Origin of the sequence: Paraglaciecola algarum (assembly GCF_021532655.1) — a bacterium.
In the GTDB taxonomy this organism is placed as follows: Bacteria; Pseudomonadota; Gammaproteobacteria; order Enterobacterales; family Alteromonadaceae; genus Paraglaciecola; species Paraglaciecola algarum.
Window position 1 is genome coordinate 572436 of the sequence record NZ_JAKGAS010000001.1, and the last position, 19717, is coordinate 592152.

10 protein-coding genes are annotated in these 19717 nt (G+C 40.1%); 4 read left to right on the forward strand and 6 right to left on the reverse strand.

The window, feature by feature from the left end:
• Position 1 precedes the first annotated feature (1 nt).
• The 6 genes from L0668_RS02415 to L0668_RS02440 all read right to left on the reverse strand — a co-directional run bounded on the left by L0668_RS02415 (position 2) and on the right by L0668_RS02440 (position 7627).
• Positions 2-1198 carry a glycoside hydrolase family 88/105 protein gene (locus L0668_RS02415; RefSeq protein WP_235310460.1) on the reverse strand — a complete coding sequence of 399 codons (1197 nt, stop codon included), beginning with the start codon at positions 1196-1198 and terminating at the stop codon, positions 2-4.
• 89 nt (positions 1199-1287) lie between these two features.
• Positions 1288-2484: a glycoside hydrolase family 88/105 protein gene (locus L0668_RS02420; RefSeq protein ID WP_235310461.1), complete on the reverse strand. Its 1197-nt coding sequence runs from the start codon at positions 2482-2484 to the stop codon at positions 1288-1290.
• A gap of 86 nt (positions 2485-2570) precedes the next feature.
• The gene (locus L0668_RS02425) at positions 2571-3803 is read right to left on the reverse strand and encodes a glycoside hydrolase family 88/105 protein (protein ID WP_235310462.1); all 1233 of its coding nucleotides are present in this window, start codon (positions 3801-3803) and stop codon (positions 2571-2573) included.
• 13 nt (positions 3804-3816) lie between these two features.
• Entirely contained in the window at positions 3817-5505 is a 1689-nt protein-coding gene (locus tag L0668_RS02430; protein WP_235310463.1) for a GMC oxidoreductase, read from the reverse strand.
• A 17-nt stretch (positions 5506-5522) separates the two neighbouring features.
• Positions 5523-6104, reverse strand: a complete 582-nt coding sequence (locus L0668_RS02435; protein ID WP_235310464.1) for a gluconate 2-dehydrogenase subunit 3 family protein — start codon at positions 6102-6104, stop codon at positions 5523-5525.
• Positions 6105-6106: 2 nt separating this feature from the next.
• Positions 6107-7627 carry a sulfatase family protein gene (locus L0668_RS02440; protein ID WP_235310465.1) on the reverse strand — a complete coding sequence of 507 codons (1521 nt, stop codon included), beginning with the start codon at positions 7625-7627 and terminating at the stop codon, positions 6107-6109.
• Positions 7628-8236: 609 nt separating this feature from the next.
• Between L0668_RS02440 and L0668_RS02445 the strand changes: the two genes are divergently transcribed.
• The 4 genes from L0668_RS02445 to L0668_RS02460 all read left to right on the forward strand — a co-directional run bounded on the left by L0668_RS02445 (position 8237) and on the right by L0668_RS02460 (position 19326).
• A complete protein-coding gene (locus L0668_RS02445) occupies positions 8237-11608 on the forward strand; it encodes a TonB-dependent receptor domain-containing protein (protein WP_235310466.1) in 3372 nt (1123 codons plus the stop codon).
• A 114-nt stretch (positions 11609-11722) separates the two neighbouring features.
• Complete coding sequence (locus L0668_RS02450; protein WP_235310467.1) at positions 11723-13243, forward strand: VCBS domain-containing protein; 1521 nt, start codon at positions 11723-11725, stop codon at positions 13241-13243.
• 86 nt (positions 13244-13329) lie between these two features.
• Positions 13330-15099: a VCBS domain-containing protein gene (locus L0668_RS02455; RefSeq protein ID WP_235310468.1), complete on the forward strand. Its 1770-nt coding sequence runs from the start codon at positions 13330-13332 to the stop codon at positions 15097-15099.
• Between the two features lie 1059 nt (positions 15100-16158).
• Positions 16159-19326, forward strand: coding sequence for a TonB-dependent receptor (locus L0668_RS02460; RefSeq protein WP_235310469.1), 3168 nt, complete (start codon positions 16159-16161; stop codon positions 19324-19326).
• Positions 19327-19717: the final 391 nt, after the last annotated feature.

Consider the following 19717-nt stretch of genomic DNA (forward strand, 5'->3'; position numbering starts at 1 on the left):
TTTATTTTTTCCATTTTGTCATTTCTGAAGCAGCTAACAAGACTGCGCCCACACCATAGAGTTGAGTTTCATGCTCTGCTACAGGCTCAGGTGAACGACCTACTTGTTGTACCCAAGTAACTTTTCCATTAGGTAATACTGCTTGCTCTAGGGCTTTCCAGCCTTTATTTACGGCTTGCACATATTTATCGTCGGTGAGTATGCCGTTGTTCACACCCCAAGCTAATCCAAAGGTGATAAAGCCTGTACCACTGGTTTCTGGAGTTTTGACCTTGTTCGGGTCAAGTAATGAGGCAGCCCAATAACCATCTGGTTTTTGTATTTTAACTAAACCCGCAGCGTTCTTTTTATACAACTCAATGTATTGACTGCGCGAAGGATGATCTTTAGGTAAATCATCAAGGAGCAGGGGCAGGGCGGAAAATACCCAACCATTGCCTCTACTCCAGAATACAGGTTGGCCGTTGTCACTTTTCATAGTGAAATAACGGCTGTCTCGATAAAACAAACCATGCTCTTCAGAAAACAAATAGTCGGATGTGGCCCAAAATTCTTTATCAGCAAAATCGAAGTATTTTTTGTCACCAGTCATATTACTCATTTGTAACCAAGTTCTAGGTGCCATAAATAGTGCATCTGACCAACACCACCTTTCTTGACATGCATCTTTGTAGCCGGGTAATTTAGGTTTGCTTTCATCTATGGCTAAGCTTACGTTCTTATGATTTGCCAAAATTTTATCGAACATCACTTGGGTTTTTTGGTAAGCCGCTGGATTATTTGTTTGTTTTGCCAACCATAAATAAGTTTGACCAATGGCATGGTCATCTGCGTGTTTGTATCTTCGTTGAATTAAGTCATAGTTTTGTTGTTTAGCCATAGTGTCGATATGGGCTAACAAAGTTTTGTCGTCGACTGTTTCCGTCCAGCGAGTTAAGCCAATGTAAAAGGCCGCTTGGATCCAGTTTTTAGGATCTGAACTGCCTTTATGATATCGCGTGGCTAAATAATCGTAATTTCCCTTTTCGATATTATCCACTTGCCACTTAGCTGCGTTATGACCTATTAGTTGAGCTGACTCTTGGATGGATAAATTTTGTGTAGTAACACTTTTGTGATCAGGTTGTGTTGAGCCACACGCCACTATATTAAGGGCAAGAAACACTGATAATCCACATATTGCTAATTTATTTTTCATTGGTACTTCCTTAAATGAAAATATGTCGAGCATAAATTAGCTGATGCCATAAGGCATCGGCTATATTTTAATAAAAAGGTAAAATTGATTTAGTGTGACCACTTAGTCATTTCCGCTGCGGCCAATAACACTGCACCCACACCATAAAACTGGGTTTCATGTTCAGCCACTGGATCAGGCGATTTACCCACTTGTTGTACCCAGTTCACTTTTCCATCGGCTTGAACCGCTTTTTGTATAGCGTTCCAGCCTTTAGTGACCGCTGTTATATATTTTTGTTCGGTTAAAATACCGTTATTCACGCCCCAAGCTAAACCAAAGGTAATGAACCCAGTTCCACTGGTTTCAGGTGTTTTCACTTTATCCGGATCTAGTAAAGAAGGCGCCCAATATCCATCGGTTTTTTGTGCTCGTACTAGGCCATCAGCGAAACGTTTATACAAGCTGATGTATTTAGATCTCGAAGGGTGGTCTTGTGGAAGGTCGTCGATAATTAGAGGAAGGCCAGCGAATACCCAGCCGTTTCCTCGGCTCCAGAATACCGGTTTGCCATTGTCACTTTTTTCAGTGAAATAACGGCTATCGCGGAAATATAGGTGATGCTCTTCAGAGAATAAATAATCAGTGGTTGCCCAGAATTCTTTATCTGCGTAGTCAAAATACTTGTTTTCACCTGTTATATTGGCAAGTTTTAACCATGTTCTTGGGGCCATAAATAATGCGTCTGACCAGCACCATCTGTCTTGGCAGGCACCTTCAAATCCACGACGATTAGGGTGCTCTTCTATCATTTCTAGGCTAACAGTAGGTTTGTTGGCAAGTATGGTGTCGAAGTGTTGTTGGGTAGGTTTAATCGCAGCCATATTATTGGTTTGTTCAGCTAACCATAAATAGGTTTGGCCTATAGCATGGTCATCCGCATGCATAGGACGCTTTGTTAATAACGCGTAATTTTCTGCTTTAGACATCTGGGTTATATGTTGCAGCGCTTGAACGTCATCGACCGTTTCTGTCCAGCGTGTTAATCCTATATAAAATGCAGCTTGGATCCATTTTTTAGGATCTGAGCTACTGTTGTGATAGCGCTCGGCTAAATAGGATAAATCATCAAGGTTGTTCAATTGCCATTGTGAAACACGCTGACCTATATCTTGGGCTGACTGGGAAATCGATAGGTTTTGTGTCGCGGCTGAAGTGGTTTCGTTTTTTGAATAAGTTGAATTACAAGCAGCGGTAGCTAGTGCTATTAGAACGGATAATCCACATATTGCTAATTTATTTTTCATTACTGTGTCCTTTAAATAAAATCTGTAGGCTATAAAAAAGCCGTTGCGGATGAAGGCAGCGGCTTAAATTTGTTATTGAGTAAGAGTTATTTCCATTTAGCCATTTCAGATGCGGCTAATAAAACAGCGCCTACACCATAGAGTTGTGAATCGGTTTCTTTAATAGGGTCGGGTCCTTTACCCACATGTTGCACCCAATTAACTCGGCCATTAGGTGATACAGCTTTTTCAATAGCGGCCCAACCTTTTTGCACAATATCTTTTGATTTTTGATCGGTTAAAATGCCGTTGTTCACACCCCAAGCTAGACCAAAGGTTATAAAACCCGTGCCACTGACTTCAGGGGTTTTGACTTTATTTGGATCCATCAAAGAGGCGGGCCAATAGCCGCTTTCGGTTTGTAACTTAAGTAAACCTGCCGCGTTCTTTTTATATAATTCTATATAGCGAGCACGGGAAGGATGGTCTTTAGGTAATTCATCAATAATTAAAGGAACTGCAGCAAATACCCAACCATTTCCTCGTCCCCAAAATACAGGCTCACCGTTATCACTTTTCATATCAAAGTAACGGCTGTCACGGAAAAATAGCCCGTATTTGTCTGAAAACAAATAATCAGCTGCTGCCCAAAACTCCTTGTCAGCATATTCAAAATACTTAGGATCGCCTGTTACATTGGTCATTTGTAACCATGCACGGGGCGCCATGAATAGCGCATCAGCCCAACACCAGCGTAATTGGCAATTGCCTTCCAAATGCACCTTACCACTACCACTGGCGGTAGAATCTAACATCTCTAAACCAACATTGGGCTTGTTGGCTAATATCATGTCGAACATTTTTTGAGTAGGCTTAATGGCTTCTTGATTGCCTGTTTGTTCAGCTAACCATAAGTAGGTTTGGGCAATGGTGTGATCGTCTGCGTGATAAGGGCGGTCTTGCAACAAATCATAGTTTTCGGTCTTTGCTACGTTTTGCATATAGTCCAAAAACTCTTTGTTTTTGGCGAATTCTGTCCAACGAGTTAACCCTATGTAAAACGCGGCTTGGATCCAAAATTTAGCATTTTCTGATTTAGCACGATGTGATTCAGGAATGTAATCTAAGTTGCCAATCTGGTCTAGCTGCCACTGAGCAGAGCGTGAAGCGATGTCATAAGCTGACGAACGAATGGCCTCGGCACTTTTTGAAGCTTGTTGGGTGGCAACCGTTTCAGTTGATTCAGTCTTAATTTTATTTGATTGTGTATTGTCTTTACCACAGCCAGTTAACACTAAGCTTAAGGCGACTGGTATTATGGCTAATTTTAAATTTTTCATAAGGGGACCTTTTTTACAACTTACCCGATTTAATTTGTTTATCCGCATAATCTACCGCTCTGGCAGATAATGCCATATAGGTGATACTTGGATTTTGCGTGCCAGCACTAGTCATGCAAGCTCCGTCGGTGACAAATACATTAGGTACTTCATGCATTTGGTTCCATTTATTTAATACACTGGTTTTTGGATCGTGACCCATACGGGCGGTACCCATTTCATGGATACAAGCTCCAATAGTGGTAACTGAATTACGGGTACGAATATCGGTGCAGCCAGCGGCTGCTAACATTTCCGCTGCGGCTTTTACCCCATGTTCGCGCATTTTAATTTCGTTCTCTCGTAAACTTGCGTCAAAAGTAATGATAGGCAAACCGTATTGATCTTTCTTATCAAAATTTAAGTACATACGGTTGTCATGATAAGGCAATATTTCACCAAAACACTCCATATTGATGCGCCATTTTCCGGGCTTAAATATGACATCTTTTAAGTCTTTACCAATCACGCCTGTCGGCGCATTAGTGGCTCGAGACGCACCACCTTGATAACTAAAGTTACGTAGGTAGTCAGCTTGTTTGGTCTCTTGACTAATATTAGTAAAAGGTGGAATAAAGAAACCTTTAGGTTTGCGACCTTTGTAATATTCTTCGTCAAAGCCTTCTAAGGTGCCTGATGCGCCCATGCCGTAATGATGATCCATTAAGTTATGACCTAACTCACCGCTACCGTTACCTAAACCATTTGGAAAGGTTTCTGAGCGACTGTTAAGTAAAATAGCGGCAGTACCCACAGTGCTAGCATTACAGAAAATAATACGAGCGTAATAATGAGTAATTTCGCCGCTATTGGCATCTTTTACTTTTACCCCTGTGGCTTTTTTCTGTTTTTCGTCATAGATAATTTCCATGACTATTGCATCAGATTGAAGGGTTAAATTACCGGTTTCTTTGGCAACCGGTAAAGTCGCAGATTGAGTACTAAAGTACGCGCCAAATGGACAACCACGTTTACAGCGGTTACGTGCCATACATTGACCACGAGTACCTTTATGTACTTCTGGGTTGTATTCACTTAAGTTTGCTGTACGACAAGGTGTGACTACTCTTTCAGGATATTTTTCTTTTACCGCTTCTCGCATTTTTTGTTCTACATGATTGAGCGGGAAGGGCGCAATAAATTTGCCGTCTGGAGCTTGTGGCAGTCCTTCAGCTTGGCCTGCAACACCAACAAAGGTTTCAACATAGTCATACCAAGATTCGATATCGGCATAACGAATAGGCCAATCAACCGCAATGTTTTCTTTTTTGTTGGCTGCAAAATCAAGATCACTCCAACGTGGGCAATGTCTGCCCCACATAACAGAACGTCCGCCTACATGATGGCCTCTTATCCAAGCAAAAGGTTGGTCTTCATCGTAGGGATATTCATCATCTTTATTAATGAAATGTTTTACATCTTCTTTTACCCACCAGTTCAGTTTGTTTTGGTGGAAATAGTGTTTTTCTTTTTCTTCTAAGCTGACTTGTCCTTGATTAGGTAAATCCCATTTATCCATATGGGCAGTGGGGTAGTCTCCGTGTTCAACCATGCGGCCACGCTCTAACATTAAGGTTTTATAACCTTTTTTACATAGCTCCATGGCCGAGTAGCCACCTGATATGCCTGAGCCAATTACAATTGCGTCAAATGTGTTTGTCATATTTTCTCCAGACATAATTATTCAGCCCAAGCCTTACCGCCCACTTCAGCGACTTTGATACTAGGTGTATAGCCGCCGGGAATAGGTAAATAATTAAGGTGATGTTCTGCGATTTGTTCGTTACTTAGATAATAAGCAATCGTTTGTTGTTTGATATCGATATAGGCCTTGAAACCTTGACTGGGCTCTTGGGCTAACTCTAATTGGGTTAACAACAGGGCTTGTTCGTTAGCTGAAGCTGTTGGGAATTTTTTACTGGCCAAATAATCATTGAGCTTGGCAAAAGAATTTAAAAAGTTCTTTTTGTATTGGGGAGTAAACACCTTATCAAACATATTGTCCATGATCATATGTACCTTCACATCAGAGGCAGAAGGTGTATCTGTTTTAGGCAAGATCACGTCCATAATTTGAACTAGATGTTGTAAATTATCAGATGTAAAAAATTGCCCATCAGCTAAATTAGGGCCAGTGGCCACTGTTGGAGGTAATATTTCGGCTTGTTTGCTACAGCCACTTAATAGAGCTGTGGTTAACGGAGCACAAATTGCTGTGCCAGTCACGGCTGCTACGTATTTTAAGATATCTCGTCTATGCATAATTATTTCCCGTATTTAGGGGACTGTTGGTGCCGTACATTGATAAATGAGCTTCTTTGCTTCACTTCATCTGAACGCGCGGCTTCGTATTTTTGTATGTATTGATCGGTTTTATCACTCAACTGTTTAATCACTGTTTGGTGAGCCGGTGAGTCAATCAGGTTATATGCTTCTTGTGGATCTTTTTCTAAATCAAACAACTGTTGAAAACCATTTTTATAAAAATCTACGTATTTCCATTTTTCTGTACGTATACCTACTGTGGGGGGGATAAAGGTGCGTTTAGGTTGGTACATGTGTTCAAAGAAGAATTCATCTCGCCATTTGGTATTGGCTTGATTGCTAATTTTTTCATTACCGAGTAGCGGAACTAAACTTTTACCTTGATAGCTAACAGGTGGTTGCAAACCTGCTAGTTCGACAATAGTAGAAGTCACGTCAATATTAAGTGCCATTTTTTGGACTTCTTTACCATGACTGTTTTGATTACGTGGATCATAAATAATTAAAGGTACACGTAAGTCTTCTTCCCAACCGAACCATTTGCCAGCCAATTGACGTTCGTTCAAGTTATAACCGTTGTCACCCATGTAAATGATGACTGTATTGTCGGCTATGCCTGTTTCTTCGAGTTTTTGATAAATCATGCCTACGGCTTTATCTACCGCACTGATAGCCCGGTAATAACGCTTGACCATTTTTTGATACTTCTCAGGGCTGTTATAACGCCATTCCCAGCGCTCTCTACCAATAGACTCTTTTAAGAACTTAGGTAAGGCGTTAAAAGTCACATCATCAGAGAACTTTGCTGATGGGATCGTAATATCGGCATACATACTCTCGAATTCTTCAGGGTAATGGTATTGGTCCACTAAATCTCGGTCGTGAGCATGGGGATTCCAAAAGTTCACCGCCATAGTCCATGGCTGGCCTGTGGTTTGTGATTGCTCGATAAAGTCCTTGGCAAGTTCAGCTATGTGATAGGTTTGCGGTAAAGTTTGTCCTTTATATTCAGCTGTTTTGGCTTGTAATAAAGGTTTAAAATAGTCGAATCTTTCTTCATTGCTACCAGAAATACCAATTTCATATTTACCCACAAAGGCTGTGCTGTAACCGCCTGTTTTTACCACATTGGGGTACATGTTGGCAGACTCAACCGCGCCTGCTTTAGGGCGACTAAAGGTAAAGTCATGGGTGCGCTCGGTTAATCCAGACAAAATACTCACGCGACTAGTGGCGCAAATAGGCGTAGTGACAAAAGCATTTTTAAATACAGTACCTTTACTGGCAAGTGTATCTAAAGTTGGGGTGTTAATTATAGGGTGGTATTTGCCCAACATATCCCAGCGATGGTCGTCAGCCAAAATAAACAATATGTTGGGTTGTTTTGTGTTTTCTTTAGCGGTTTGCGTGACACTACAACCCCCAAAAGCACAGGCAATGACCAGTATTGATATTGGCATCTTAACTTTAACCATTAAATTTGAAGATAGGGTTAAAGTATTTTTAACAATGTTTTTCATTTTGATACTCGGCTATTGGGTTGTTAAGTACTTTGAATCAACCGCTATGAAAGAATTTAAATGATTTAATTAATGTATCTTTATAACGATAGATATCAGATATGTTACACATGGTTAACTAATTATATACAATACCAAACAACTGCACTCATTAAAACTCATAGTTAATCATTTGGGTTGGGTTTTTAGGGAGTAAGGTATTTATAAAATATCTGTCGAGCATTTTAATCTTTTGTCGTTCTGTTAGGTAGGGCCTGTTGGGCCTTAGTGAATTCGCATTAAATCACACTAAATTATCTTCGCTTACAACTACCTTTCGTAGCTTAAAGTCTTACTACTGCCCATATATATTTCACATTATAGTTATGTTTTTAGTTTTTTTTAGTTTTTAATTAGTTGGTTGATTCTACTTATTTGTTTAAATATCAACACTTTAATGTATGTAAAATGTGGGGAATGCTTAATTTGTGACCCTTTATGACTTGTTTTGATTGGTTTGCAATTGTAATCTAATTGTAATTGTTAATTTTTTGTGTGTTTTGTTGGCCTTTTTTGCGGGAAGCAAACAAATAAAAAACAATCAGTTCACACTATAAGAGATATTAAACTATGCAAAATAAAAATATATTGGTAAGCGGTTCCGCTGCATTACTTTTAACGGTGAGTTCATACAGTGTGCTTGCCCAAGAAGTAAAAGCGGCACTAGATTCTAACAAAGCTGAAGATGAAACAGAGATTATCGAAGTGACCGGCGTACGGGGCTCTTTGGAAAGTGCTCTTGCCGTTAAGCGTGACGCTTTATCGATTGTTGATGCTATTTCCGCTGCTGATATGGACGCATTGCCGGCTCTTAACTTAGGTGAAGCGTTACAAGCCATTCCTGGTATTCAATTGAATACTGATGATGCTTCTCGTAACTCAGAAATTAACTTACGTGGTTTACCAGGAGGTTACGCTAAAGTGACTGCTGAAGGCCAGTCATTTTCTACACCGAGTCGTAGTAGAGGTAATGTTGGTAGTTCAAACCCATTTGGTTCCTTTGAAGGTGGTGTTTTTGACGGGGTTACCGTAATTAAAGCGCCTACAGCAGATATCCAAGAAGGTGGAATCGGTGGTGTGGTTGATAAAAAATTACAACGTGCTCTAGGTAAAAAAGACGGAAAATATTCACTCAGTGTTGGTTCGCGTTACGAAGAATTAGCCGATAACTGGGATCAAACTTATAAATTTTCAGCCTCAAAGCATTTGATTAAAGATAAACTAGCTGTTGCTTTTAAAGTGGCTCAATCTGAACAAAATTTCCGTCGTGATACAGCTAACTTTACTCAATATACCTCGTTAAATACGATTGAAAATAATGCAATTAAAGATACTACTTTTATTAGTGCTGAAGATTTAAATGCCTATAAAGCTGAGCACGGTATAACTGACCCTCTTGCGATAGTAAAAGTCATTGGAAAAGCGGGGCAGGTAACTGAAAATTCACGTGGTGACCGTATTTCTGCAACAGGTAATATTGAATACCAAGTCACAGATTCATTAAAATTAGGCGCCAACTTTCTCTACACTAAACGTGATTTAGGTGAAAGTAATATGGAAGATGTGCAATTTTCTATAGGTCGAAATGATTCAAATGGTGCACTTGATACACAAAGAGTGACACCAATCGGTGCTCCTATCCAGTTAAGTAATAATGCCAATCTTAATTATAATCCAGATATACATCACCCTGACTTAGCGACTATTCCTGTTTATGCGGTAACTCATGCTGAAATGACTAATGTGTCATGGACCCCTTCAAACCGTTTGTCATCTAGTAAAGAAGAAGCAAAAGGTATCTTTTTGTACGGTAACTATGTGAATGACGATTGGGTGATTGATGGAACTGTGAGTAAATCTAAAGCTAACAGTGAAGGTATTTTAACTGGTTTAGATTTACGTCATTCCAATAGAAATAATAATCAATACTATACCGACTTAGATTCTGGAGAAAGGTTCTTAAATGCGCCTACTGGTATCAATGGCGTGATTAATACTGGCAATGGGGAGTTAAGTCAGGCGTTTGCAAGCATAGAAGGTTACGATGATTATAATTACTCTGATGTAAATGGTTTTTATAATCAAACTGATCCAGAAACAGGTGAGCCACTTTATGACCTAGGTGAAAATTCCTGGCAAAGATTTCAAAATGGTTGGGGCTATGTGCCGCTTACCTCATTTGGTAGTGATTTAGATGCCAAACTTAATCCTGTAGACTTTAATGATTTTCCTGAGGGCTATTTCTATGACAAAGCAACTAGTGGGCTTAATACTTCAGAAATTGATGCGTTAACCGACGAAGAGTTAGCTGCATTAATTGACGAAGAAAAGGCACTATATGGTGGTAAAAAACTGCAATATTATGTCAATGGCCGTGTTTCTCGTCCAATTCGTGAATTTGAATCAGCTGAACTTAACTTTGAGCACTATGTTGATTGGGGAGTGGATGCCTTCGAATTAACCAGTGTCAAGTTTGGTGGTCGTCATTCTCGGGAAACTCTTGAAGCGGTTGATTACCGTGTTGGCGGCGGGGCGATGAACCTATCGCAGATTACCCAAGAAAAACTTTATAAAGATCAATTATCTTCTGACAGTCAAACCGTATATTTTAATGGTGATTATGATGGGCACTATGGTTCTAATGCAGGCTGGAGCGTACTAGATTCGGAAAACTTAGCCAAACTTGTACAAACCGGTATGGTTGCCTATGACTTCGAAAACCAGGACAGTGGCGATGTACTGTTAGATTGGGATAAAGCCGACCCTACAGGTTTTGCAGTTAAACTCCACAATGTAACCAGCGATTATGAATATGGTCTTAATCAATATTTTCGTAATAACTTTTATGCAGACCAAGCGATTAATGCTGTTTATTTAATGGGTAAATTTGCCGGTGAATTCGGCGATATTAGTTATACCGGTAATGCGGGGGTGCGTTACATTGAAACCACTAATGACGTTATTGGCCAAGGTTTTGATGACGAAGGTAATGGTGTGGCGATATTAGTCGAAACAGATTACGAAAATACCTTACCGTCATTAAACTTAGCATTCGAGTTAAGTGATGATGTGGTGTTACGTACCGCTTATTCGAAAGCCTTGGTACGTCCAAACTTATTAGCACAAACTCCTAGCCCTGTGAATGATAATGGTCGAGCAACTGTACGTTTAGAAAACGCTAAAGCAGAGGTTTTACCTTATACAGCAAACAATTTTGATCTTGCGTTAGCTTGGTATAACCGAGAAGGTTCAGCCATTTCTCTTGGCGTATTTAGAAAAGAAATTGAAGGGCAAATTCAAACTCAAACTGTCTGTCCAGTGGGTGACCATGAAAAATGGAACGTGGGTGAGTTAGAGTTTATTGACGACGGTTCTGCCACAGGCCTGTGTCAAGAAATCGGTGAGTTTGAAAGTGATGATGGCGAAATTATCCCTAATCGTGAAGTGATTATTAAAGAGACCTTTAATAGTGATATTCCAATTACAGTTACAGGTTATGAGTTAGCTATTCAGCAAAAACTAGATTTCTTACCTTACCCCTGGAACGGTTTTGGTGGAGTGTTTAACTTTACTAAAATTGATTTGGATGAAGGTGGTGGTCAGCCAATGACTAGAATTGCACCGTATTCAGGCAACTTAATTGGTTACTACGAAAACGACGGTTTTAGTATTCGATTAGCCTATAACTGGCAAGATGAGAAATTATTAAGTGCTGGCGGCACGGTGTCTTTCTTGGGCAGTGATGCCAGAACCCAAACCGCAGGTGGGCGCTTAGATCTAGCCGCATCTTATCGAGTCACTAAAAAATTAAGAGTCAATTTGAAGGCATTCAATCTGAATAATCGTCAAGAGTACGAATATATTGGTGGCAATGACCAAGCAATTAATCGTATTCGTTATGCGGGTCGAATTTATACAGCGAACTTATCGTATAACTTTTAATTTTACCGATTCATTACAGGATTCTTTGTTATTGCGTAGTGAGGACTTTTCTCTTAGTTAGTCGTATTACGCAATATAAATTGAACAAAAGAACAGTATTACAGGAATAACAAAATGAAAAAACAAATTCTGGCATTGTCTGTTATTGCATCATTATCTGCATGTGATATCGACAATAGCGAAGCCAAAAAAGTGCCGGCTAATTTCAATAATCAATATACCACCCAAGTAGGCTTTGATGGCTCTAGTGGTGACACTATGGATGTTGAGGTGACCTTTGGGCATGGCTCAGCTTCAGGTGTTATTGTGGTAACCGATGTTAACTTCGGTGAAGCAGACCCTGATTACACCAAAGTACCAGAAGCAAAATACGGTACATTTACTATGACCGAAGACGGTGATGGTGCTTGGACTTATGATTTAGATGAAACCCATTCTGAAGTAGCTGCACTGCAAGGTGCTCCTTCTAGCACTTTAACTGACGTCATCACATTAACCTCACTTGATGGCACAACCGAAAACTTAAATATCAATATCAGTGGTACAGATGCCGCAAGCCCAGCGCAATTTAGAGGGGCTTTTGTGGCAAATGTGTCATTAACCGGTACGTCAGCCTTTGGTAAAGCAGAAGTGTACGATCCAAATTTTGCGCAGTCTTCTTTTCAAGAAGTAGGCGAAGCTCAATATGGTGAATTTACTATATTTTCCGATGGGCGCTGGGAATATGAACTTGACAAAAGACACCCAGACTTACAGAGCCTAGTGACACCAGAAGATTCCACAGAAGAAACATTTATGGTTTATTCAGCCGATGGCACGGCAAAAGAGTTTAAAGTTAATATCACTGGTGCGCCATTAAACTTCGCGGCAAATATTCCAAGTGAAACTGACTTAACTAGTGTGTTTGCTATTGATTTTCTACACGGTGGTGTTACCTCTGCTGATGTAGCTAATGGCAAAATTTTGTTCAGAGCTAAAATTACTGAAGATTTAGCTATGGCCGGTAATATCGGTATGACCTGTGCTGCATGGAACGGTAATAATGATGGTGGCGGCGATAACCGAAGAGTGGCGACCTATTATATTCAGCCAGAAGGTGAGTTTGAAATGTGGTCTGCTGAAATAAAGCCAGGGGGGTCTTATCGAAATGGTGCGGCTGACTACGCTAAAAATGAAAACAACCAGTTTATTACAGACAAAGTCGTGTTTGACCAAATGTTCACACCGGGAGAATGGACTGACTTTGAGATGAGCTGGGAATTCAGTTCTGCAACCAACCTGACTTACCTTACATTATTAATTAATGATACCACTGCCAGTTCAAGTCACGATGCCATTCCTGATGATCCAACACAACGTATTGTGGCGCAATCAGTAGCAGGGAGTCGATTATATAAATGCCTAGACGAAGCACGCTTTTGGGTGCGTAAAAGTGCAGATGATGGTGGCACAGGTGCGTTATTGATCGATGATATTAAGTTTTATACAAACATTGATGCTGATGTGAAATTTGACACGCCAGATTTTGAAGAAAGCTTTTCAAATAACAGTGATGGGGATGATATTCAGGCCACTGCTAACCCTCGTTATAAAAACATCACGACAGATAATATTACGGTTGTACGAGACCTATAATTTATTGAATGTTTGAGTTTTTAATTAAAATTTAGGCCGCGTCTCTAGCAGCGGTCTATAAAAAGAATATGTAACAAGGAAAAATGATGAATAAAACATTCCTAGCTTTATCAATGATTGCAGCATTATCTTCGTGTGGTAGTGACGATGAGAAGACTGTTCCGGCAGCCGCGCCTGACATTTCAGGGGACTTTTCTGGTGTGGTGACAAAAGCCGCTAATCCATCCGGAACGCTTAAAGTAAACGATGTAAATCCCGGTGAATCGCTTATGTATCCTGCTGAAATTACGGGGGAATTTGGTACTTTTACTATCAACGCTGCAGGAGAATGGGAATATACTCTGGATAATAGCAATGAGCAGGTAGTTGCTTTGGTTAGCTCAGATATGGCGTCTTTGCTCGAAGAGCCATTTTCAGTGAAAACTGCTGACGGCACTACCACAGCCGTAAATATTACGATTGATGGTATCGACGTGCCGGCTGTATTTAGTGGCGCACTGACGTTTTCTGTATTTTATGATGATGGCAGTAAAAGTGCCATTGTAAGGGTAGGAGATGCAAACCCTGCTGAAGCATTCTTTACACCTGAACAAAACCCAACTGCTATGTATGGTGCAGTGACGTTTGATGCCGATACTGGTGAATGGGCGTACGATCTCGATGAGACTTTAGCTGATGTTAAAGCCTTAAATTATGTTGAGGAAACGGATACACCGCCTACATTAGAAGATAGTTTTTTCATCTCTTCATTAGATGGCACAGAACAAAGTGTGGTTATCACAATTAAAGGCTCACAATTAGTGCCTGCCGATATTGATGGTATCCCTGGCACGGCAGATATCGAGCCTGTGGAAGGTGAGGAGCCGATTTTAAACCCTGACGTTGAGGTCAATATTAATGCGCCCGAAGCACAAGGCATGTTAACTATTACCGATCCTAACTTCGATGAAGAAAGGTTTGAAGTGGTAGAGAATATGACGTCGACTTACGGGACATACTCTATCGATGAAAGTGGTGCTTGGACCTACACGTTAAATGGTGACCTTGATGTCATTAAAGACCACAAAGGTGACGGCGTGATATTGCCAGACGCTTTGATTGATGAATTAGTCGTATCGTCGGTAGATGGTACTGATGCTATTATTCCCATAATGATTAACCCCTTGGTGGGTGGTAATTTAGCTGGGCATTTTGGTGGAGCTGATGGGAAAGATGCCAAGTGGTCTATTGATGTAAAAGAGCTAACCGACATTCAAGGTAAAGCGTCGTTTGTCATGCAATACCCAGATACCTCTACTAAAGATGCTAAATTAGTATTTAGCGGCAGAACGTGGAAAGGTAAAGAGCTGCATAGAGTCTATTTAGCCTTAACGGTTAGAGCTAACGGCGAACTTAGACTCAATAACGAAACAGGTAACGGCAAATATCACTCGCTTAATGAGAAAGTGGTGCAAGGTACGCCGTTTTTAGTTGAGTTTACTTGGGATAGTTCAGGCGGCACACCTGCCCAAGTATCCCTTGCAATTGATGGTACACCTATCTCGTCTGACGCTATGACCTTTAATGCAGACAATACCTTTGCCTCAATGACTGTTGGTGCTGGTCTACAGAATGAAGGGGTTGGATATTTTGATATTCAAACGAAAGGTGGCTCACCGGTGATTATCGATGACTTTACACTTTATTCTGATGTGGCTGGTACCACAGAAGTATATAGCGAAACCTTTGAAAGTGCTGATGATAACGACATTCTTGAAGGAACAGCTTTTGTTCATGAAAGGTTATACAGAGCAGGTTCAAATGGTTCAACGACTAATTCAGAGTCTACAGCCGTACCACTTACCAAACCTGAATAAATTGTTTCATATAATTAATCGACTCGTTTGATTGAAATAGCGCTACTTGGTAGCGCTATTTTTTGTTGGCACCTTTCAGAATTCTTTGACATCTCATTCTTAATCCCGTTGCAATAAAAGGCATAGCACCACTAAGTGATACGAATAAATATGTGGGGCAGATTTAATAATGAACCTTAGGGGTTGTTGATCTTTTGTGTATGTTTTTGCAGCTAGTTGTGCGGTATTTATACAATTAAGTGCGAGTGTAGTTGCTATAAATGAGTGAGTGCTAAAGCATCAGAAATATTGCACAAACGCTGCGTATTATGTTTTAAAGAAAGTAGGTCGTCCTAAACGCTTTTTACTCTTTACTCGCTACATCCATGTAGCTCACCTGCAAGCAGGCCAGCTAAAGCTGTTCAAAAATATTCCATATATTTTGTGTGTTGCTGACTTTTGACTTAATCCCCACTTTTTGTAAAAGAAAGTGCCTTCAAGTAAGCGCCTCAATTAAAAAGCGTTTGGTTTGAACGAAATTTATTTGGTTATTGTGTTTAGAATTGACATTTTTTAAAGCGTTCTTTCTTGCGCTTTGGTTTTTTCTCTCTAGAGCACCAAGCTTTCTATTTAATCCTAGGCGCCATTTAAACCCAAATATTGGGAGCTTCACAGACGGCCCAGTTATTGTCGCATCTATATTAGAATGTGGTGGCCGCTGCTGCATGTAAATGCAGCATCCTGAACGGTCTGAGTGGCTTTGAAACCCTGGTTTTGGATGAATTTAGCCATCTAAACTGTTTATCCCGTAAACGGGTTTTGGACTGGCTAAAGCATTCTTCACACCACTAATTCCACTTGTTAATTTCACAAATATTTTTATCGTTAGAACAAAAATATATCCGTCAAATAAAGATTGTTAATAAATTGTTTTAATATACATTTGCGCTCATATGATTGCATGTGCCTTGTTGTGACTTTAAGTGATCATTATTGTGGTGGGTGCTTAATAATTGTGCGTTTAGCAACTCACTTAACATAATAATCAAAAGTGGATGACCACTTTCTAGAGATAATGAAATGAGAAAAACACAAATAACTCAAATAACCCCAACCATTGGCAACAATAAAAAATTGAAAACACATTTATTAACGGGCAGTGCTGCTAGTTTTATACTTGCAGTTAGCTCGCCAAGTGTAATAGCTCAAGAGGTTAATGCTGCTCTGCAGGCCAGAGATAGCGTTGATAGTGTTGAAGTCATTGAGGTGTCGGGTGTTCGCAGTTCATTAGAAAATGCACTTAATACCAAACGTGAAGCTGCGTCAATTGTTGATGCGATTTCAGCCACTGATATTGATGCATTACCTGCGCTTGACTTAGGTGAAGCCTTACAAGCCCTGCCAGGTGTGCAGTTAAACTCAGAAACAGAAGGTCGTCAATCTACTATTAGTTTACGTGGTTTGAGTAGCGGCTTTGTTAAAACGACCGCTTTTGGTCAATCTTTTGCCACGCCTAGCCCGGCTGGTGGTGATAGTGTCGGTGCGCCTAACCCCTTTTCTGCTTTTGAATCAGGGATATTTGATGGTGTAACCGTGGTTAAATCGCCTACCGCAGATCTGCAAGAAGGTGGGGTAGCTGGTGTTATTGATAAGAAATTACAGCAAGCCTTATCTAAAAAAGATGGCCTTGCCACTATTAGTATTGGTGCTCAGTACGAAGATCTACCAGAGTCATTTAGCCCTAATATTAAGTTTTCTGGGGTTAAACATTTAATTAAAGATAAATTAGCGGTTGCTTTTAAGTTTAGTCAATCGGGTCAAGAATTCAGACGAGATACCTTTGATATTATTGACTATGTATCTGTAGAAGACACAACTAATAGTAGAAATACCAATGGCGGCGTTCGCGCTACTAACGTTGCTGAATATAGGGAAACATGGGGTGTGCCAGCCGATGCTGAAATACGTATACCACATAAAGCAAAAAATGTGACCCAATATAGTGATGGTGACAGACATTCATTTAGCGGTAATATTGAATACCGTGCAACAGATGATTTAAAGCTGGGTGCACACATCTTAGTGTCTGAACGTAACTTAAATGATGGTACTAAAGAGGTCACTAATTTTGAAACGGGCTTACACTTAACTAATCCGGGTAACGATTATTATCAAAGCCAAGTAACTTTAGATATGGACGTGGCACCGTTTGCTTATACTGCCTTATCAGAAGACGGTATAGGCCAAGCATATATCGCCCCTGGCGTGTCTTTTCAAAATGGTAAATTACAAAACGAAAACCGTAAAACCACCTTTCATGAAAAATCAGAAGGTGTGATTCTATATGCGGATTATATTGCAGATGATTGGGTTTATGATGCTAAAGTCTCTCATTCTAAAGGTACCAATGAATTTACTAATATTGGCGTGGGTTATAATCACGTAGGGAATCGTGCAACGAACCAAACTCCGACTGGTTTTAATGGTTACATTAACACGGGTAGAGGGGACGTAAATGCCATCCAAGTTAGTGGTGGTCTAGAGGTTCCCTATGTTTATGATGGATTAGCCTGGCCAGAAAATGTCCCTATTACAGTCAATAGTGTGACCTTACGTTCTCCTGAAAACCAAGGACGAAATCTTAATACTTACCTTAATGGTCGTACTCGTGATTTATTAACAGACATGAGCAGCGCTGAGTTTAATGCTCAGCGTTATACCGACTTTGGTTTGGGTAATGGTTTACGCTTTAACTCAATTAAATTTGGTGGACGTTTTCAAACCGAAGACATGGAGAGTATTGACCGGGTGAATGCTTTAGGTGGTATTAACTTGACTAATCTCAACTCATCGTTGATATCAAATAACCCGTTATCAGCTCAGCAATCAGCTTTCTTTAATGGCCAAATCCCAGGGACTTTTGATGAAAACAGTGGGTGGGCAACTGTGGATAATGAAGGCACAATTGCCGCATTACAAAATGGTATAGTAACCGATCGTAACAACCTAGCATTGCCAAACAATTTGGCTCAATTACACGAATCGGTAATGATGAACCGCGCAGGATTTTGGGATAGAGCAAGAACACCTGGCGGTGAAGCGTGGTTTTTAGATTATAACTTTGATTCAAAACAAGACATTACGGCAATTTACTTAATGACTGATTTCTCAGGCGAGTTGCCATTAGATATTACCTACACAGGTAACTTTGGTGTGCGTTACGTAGAGACTGACAATACGTTTGACGGTGTGCAACTCGGTAGTGACGAAGCAGGAAACTTTACCGGTACACCTCTTACCTTTAACGATAGTTATAGCAATACCCTACCTATGGCAAACATTGCCTTTGAACTAACAGAAGATGTTATTTTACGTGCTGCCTACTCTGAAGGTATTGTCAGACCTAATATTAATGGACAACGCCCTGCGCCTAGTTTGCGTCCAGGTAACAACACAATTAATCTTGACTTACCTAACGCAACATTAAAACCCTATAGCGCAAATAATTATGATTTGTCATTAGAATGGTATAACCGTGAAGGTAGTGCGATATCAATTGGTTATTTCAAAAAAGATATTACTAATTTATTTGGTACTGATGACGACATATATTGCCCGGCTGATGGCTCAAATGCATTGGTAAATGAGTTGATTGGTGCCATTGAGCTTGTGGGCCAAACATGTCAAGAGGTGGCCTTATTTACCCCTGAATTGACTGGGGTGGAAGGGGAAGTGCAACCAGAGCCAAGAAACCGAGAAGTTATCATTCAAAACCCAGTTAATAGTGACGAAACCCTTGCAGTAGAAGGTTTTGAATTAGCTATTCAGCAGAAACTTGACTTTTTACCTTATCCTTGGAATGGCTTAGGTGGCGTATTTAACTTTACAAAAGTTAAACAATCGGGTGCTGAGCAACAATTATCACGGGTGTCACCAAAGTCATTTAACATTATTACTTATTATGAAAATGACGGCTTGAGTCTTCGTTTTGCCTATAACTGGCGAGATGACCAAACCACAGCTGGTGCCAACAGTTTCCTCGGTACAGGTACACGAGTGCTCAAAGCCAAAGGACGCTTAGACTTTTCTGGCTCTTATGCCTTAACTAAAGATCTTAAGGTTTATTTGCAGGGCATTAACTTGACAGATGAAATTGGCGTATCACACTATGGTTACAACGACGATGCGATACACCAGTTAAGTTATTCTGGACGTATTTATAAGGTGAGTGCCAGCTACAAATTCTAATGTTTGTGTCACTTGAAAGGGGCAACCCTTTATCTCTCTAAGCTTAGTAGCACTAGTATGAAATTTCATATTAGGGTTACTAAGCTTTTTTTGTGATATTGCTCATATCGGTTTTTACGGTTTTTCTAAATAGATCAACTCACTTTGATTCAAACTTGGTCAAGTGAGTTTTTTGTTTGTAACGACCCCCAGAGTACTCTACTGATAGATGCTTTGGTGATACTTCTTATCCGTTACTCAGGTTATGTAAAAAGGGTTTGGATTTATTCAACCCTTTTTTGATTGTCGCAAAGTAACATTTGAATAACATCAAAATTGATGTGATAGTCATAAGTTGTCATAATTAATCACTTTAAATCTGCTGTCTGACTAAGCCATATAAATAGAATTA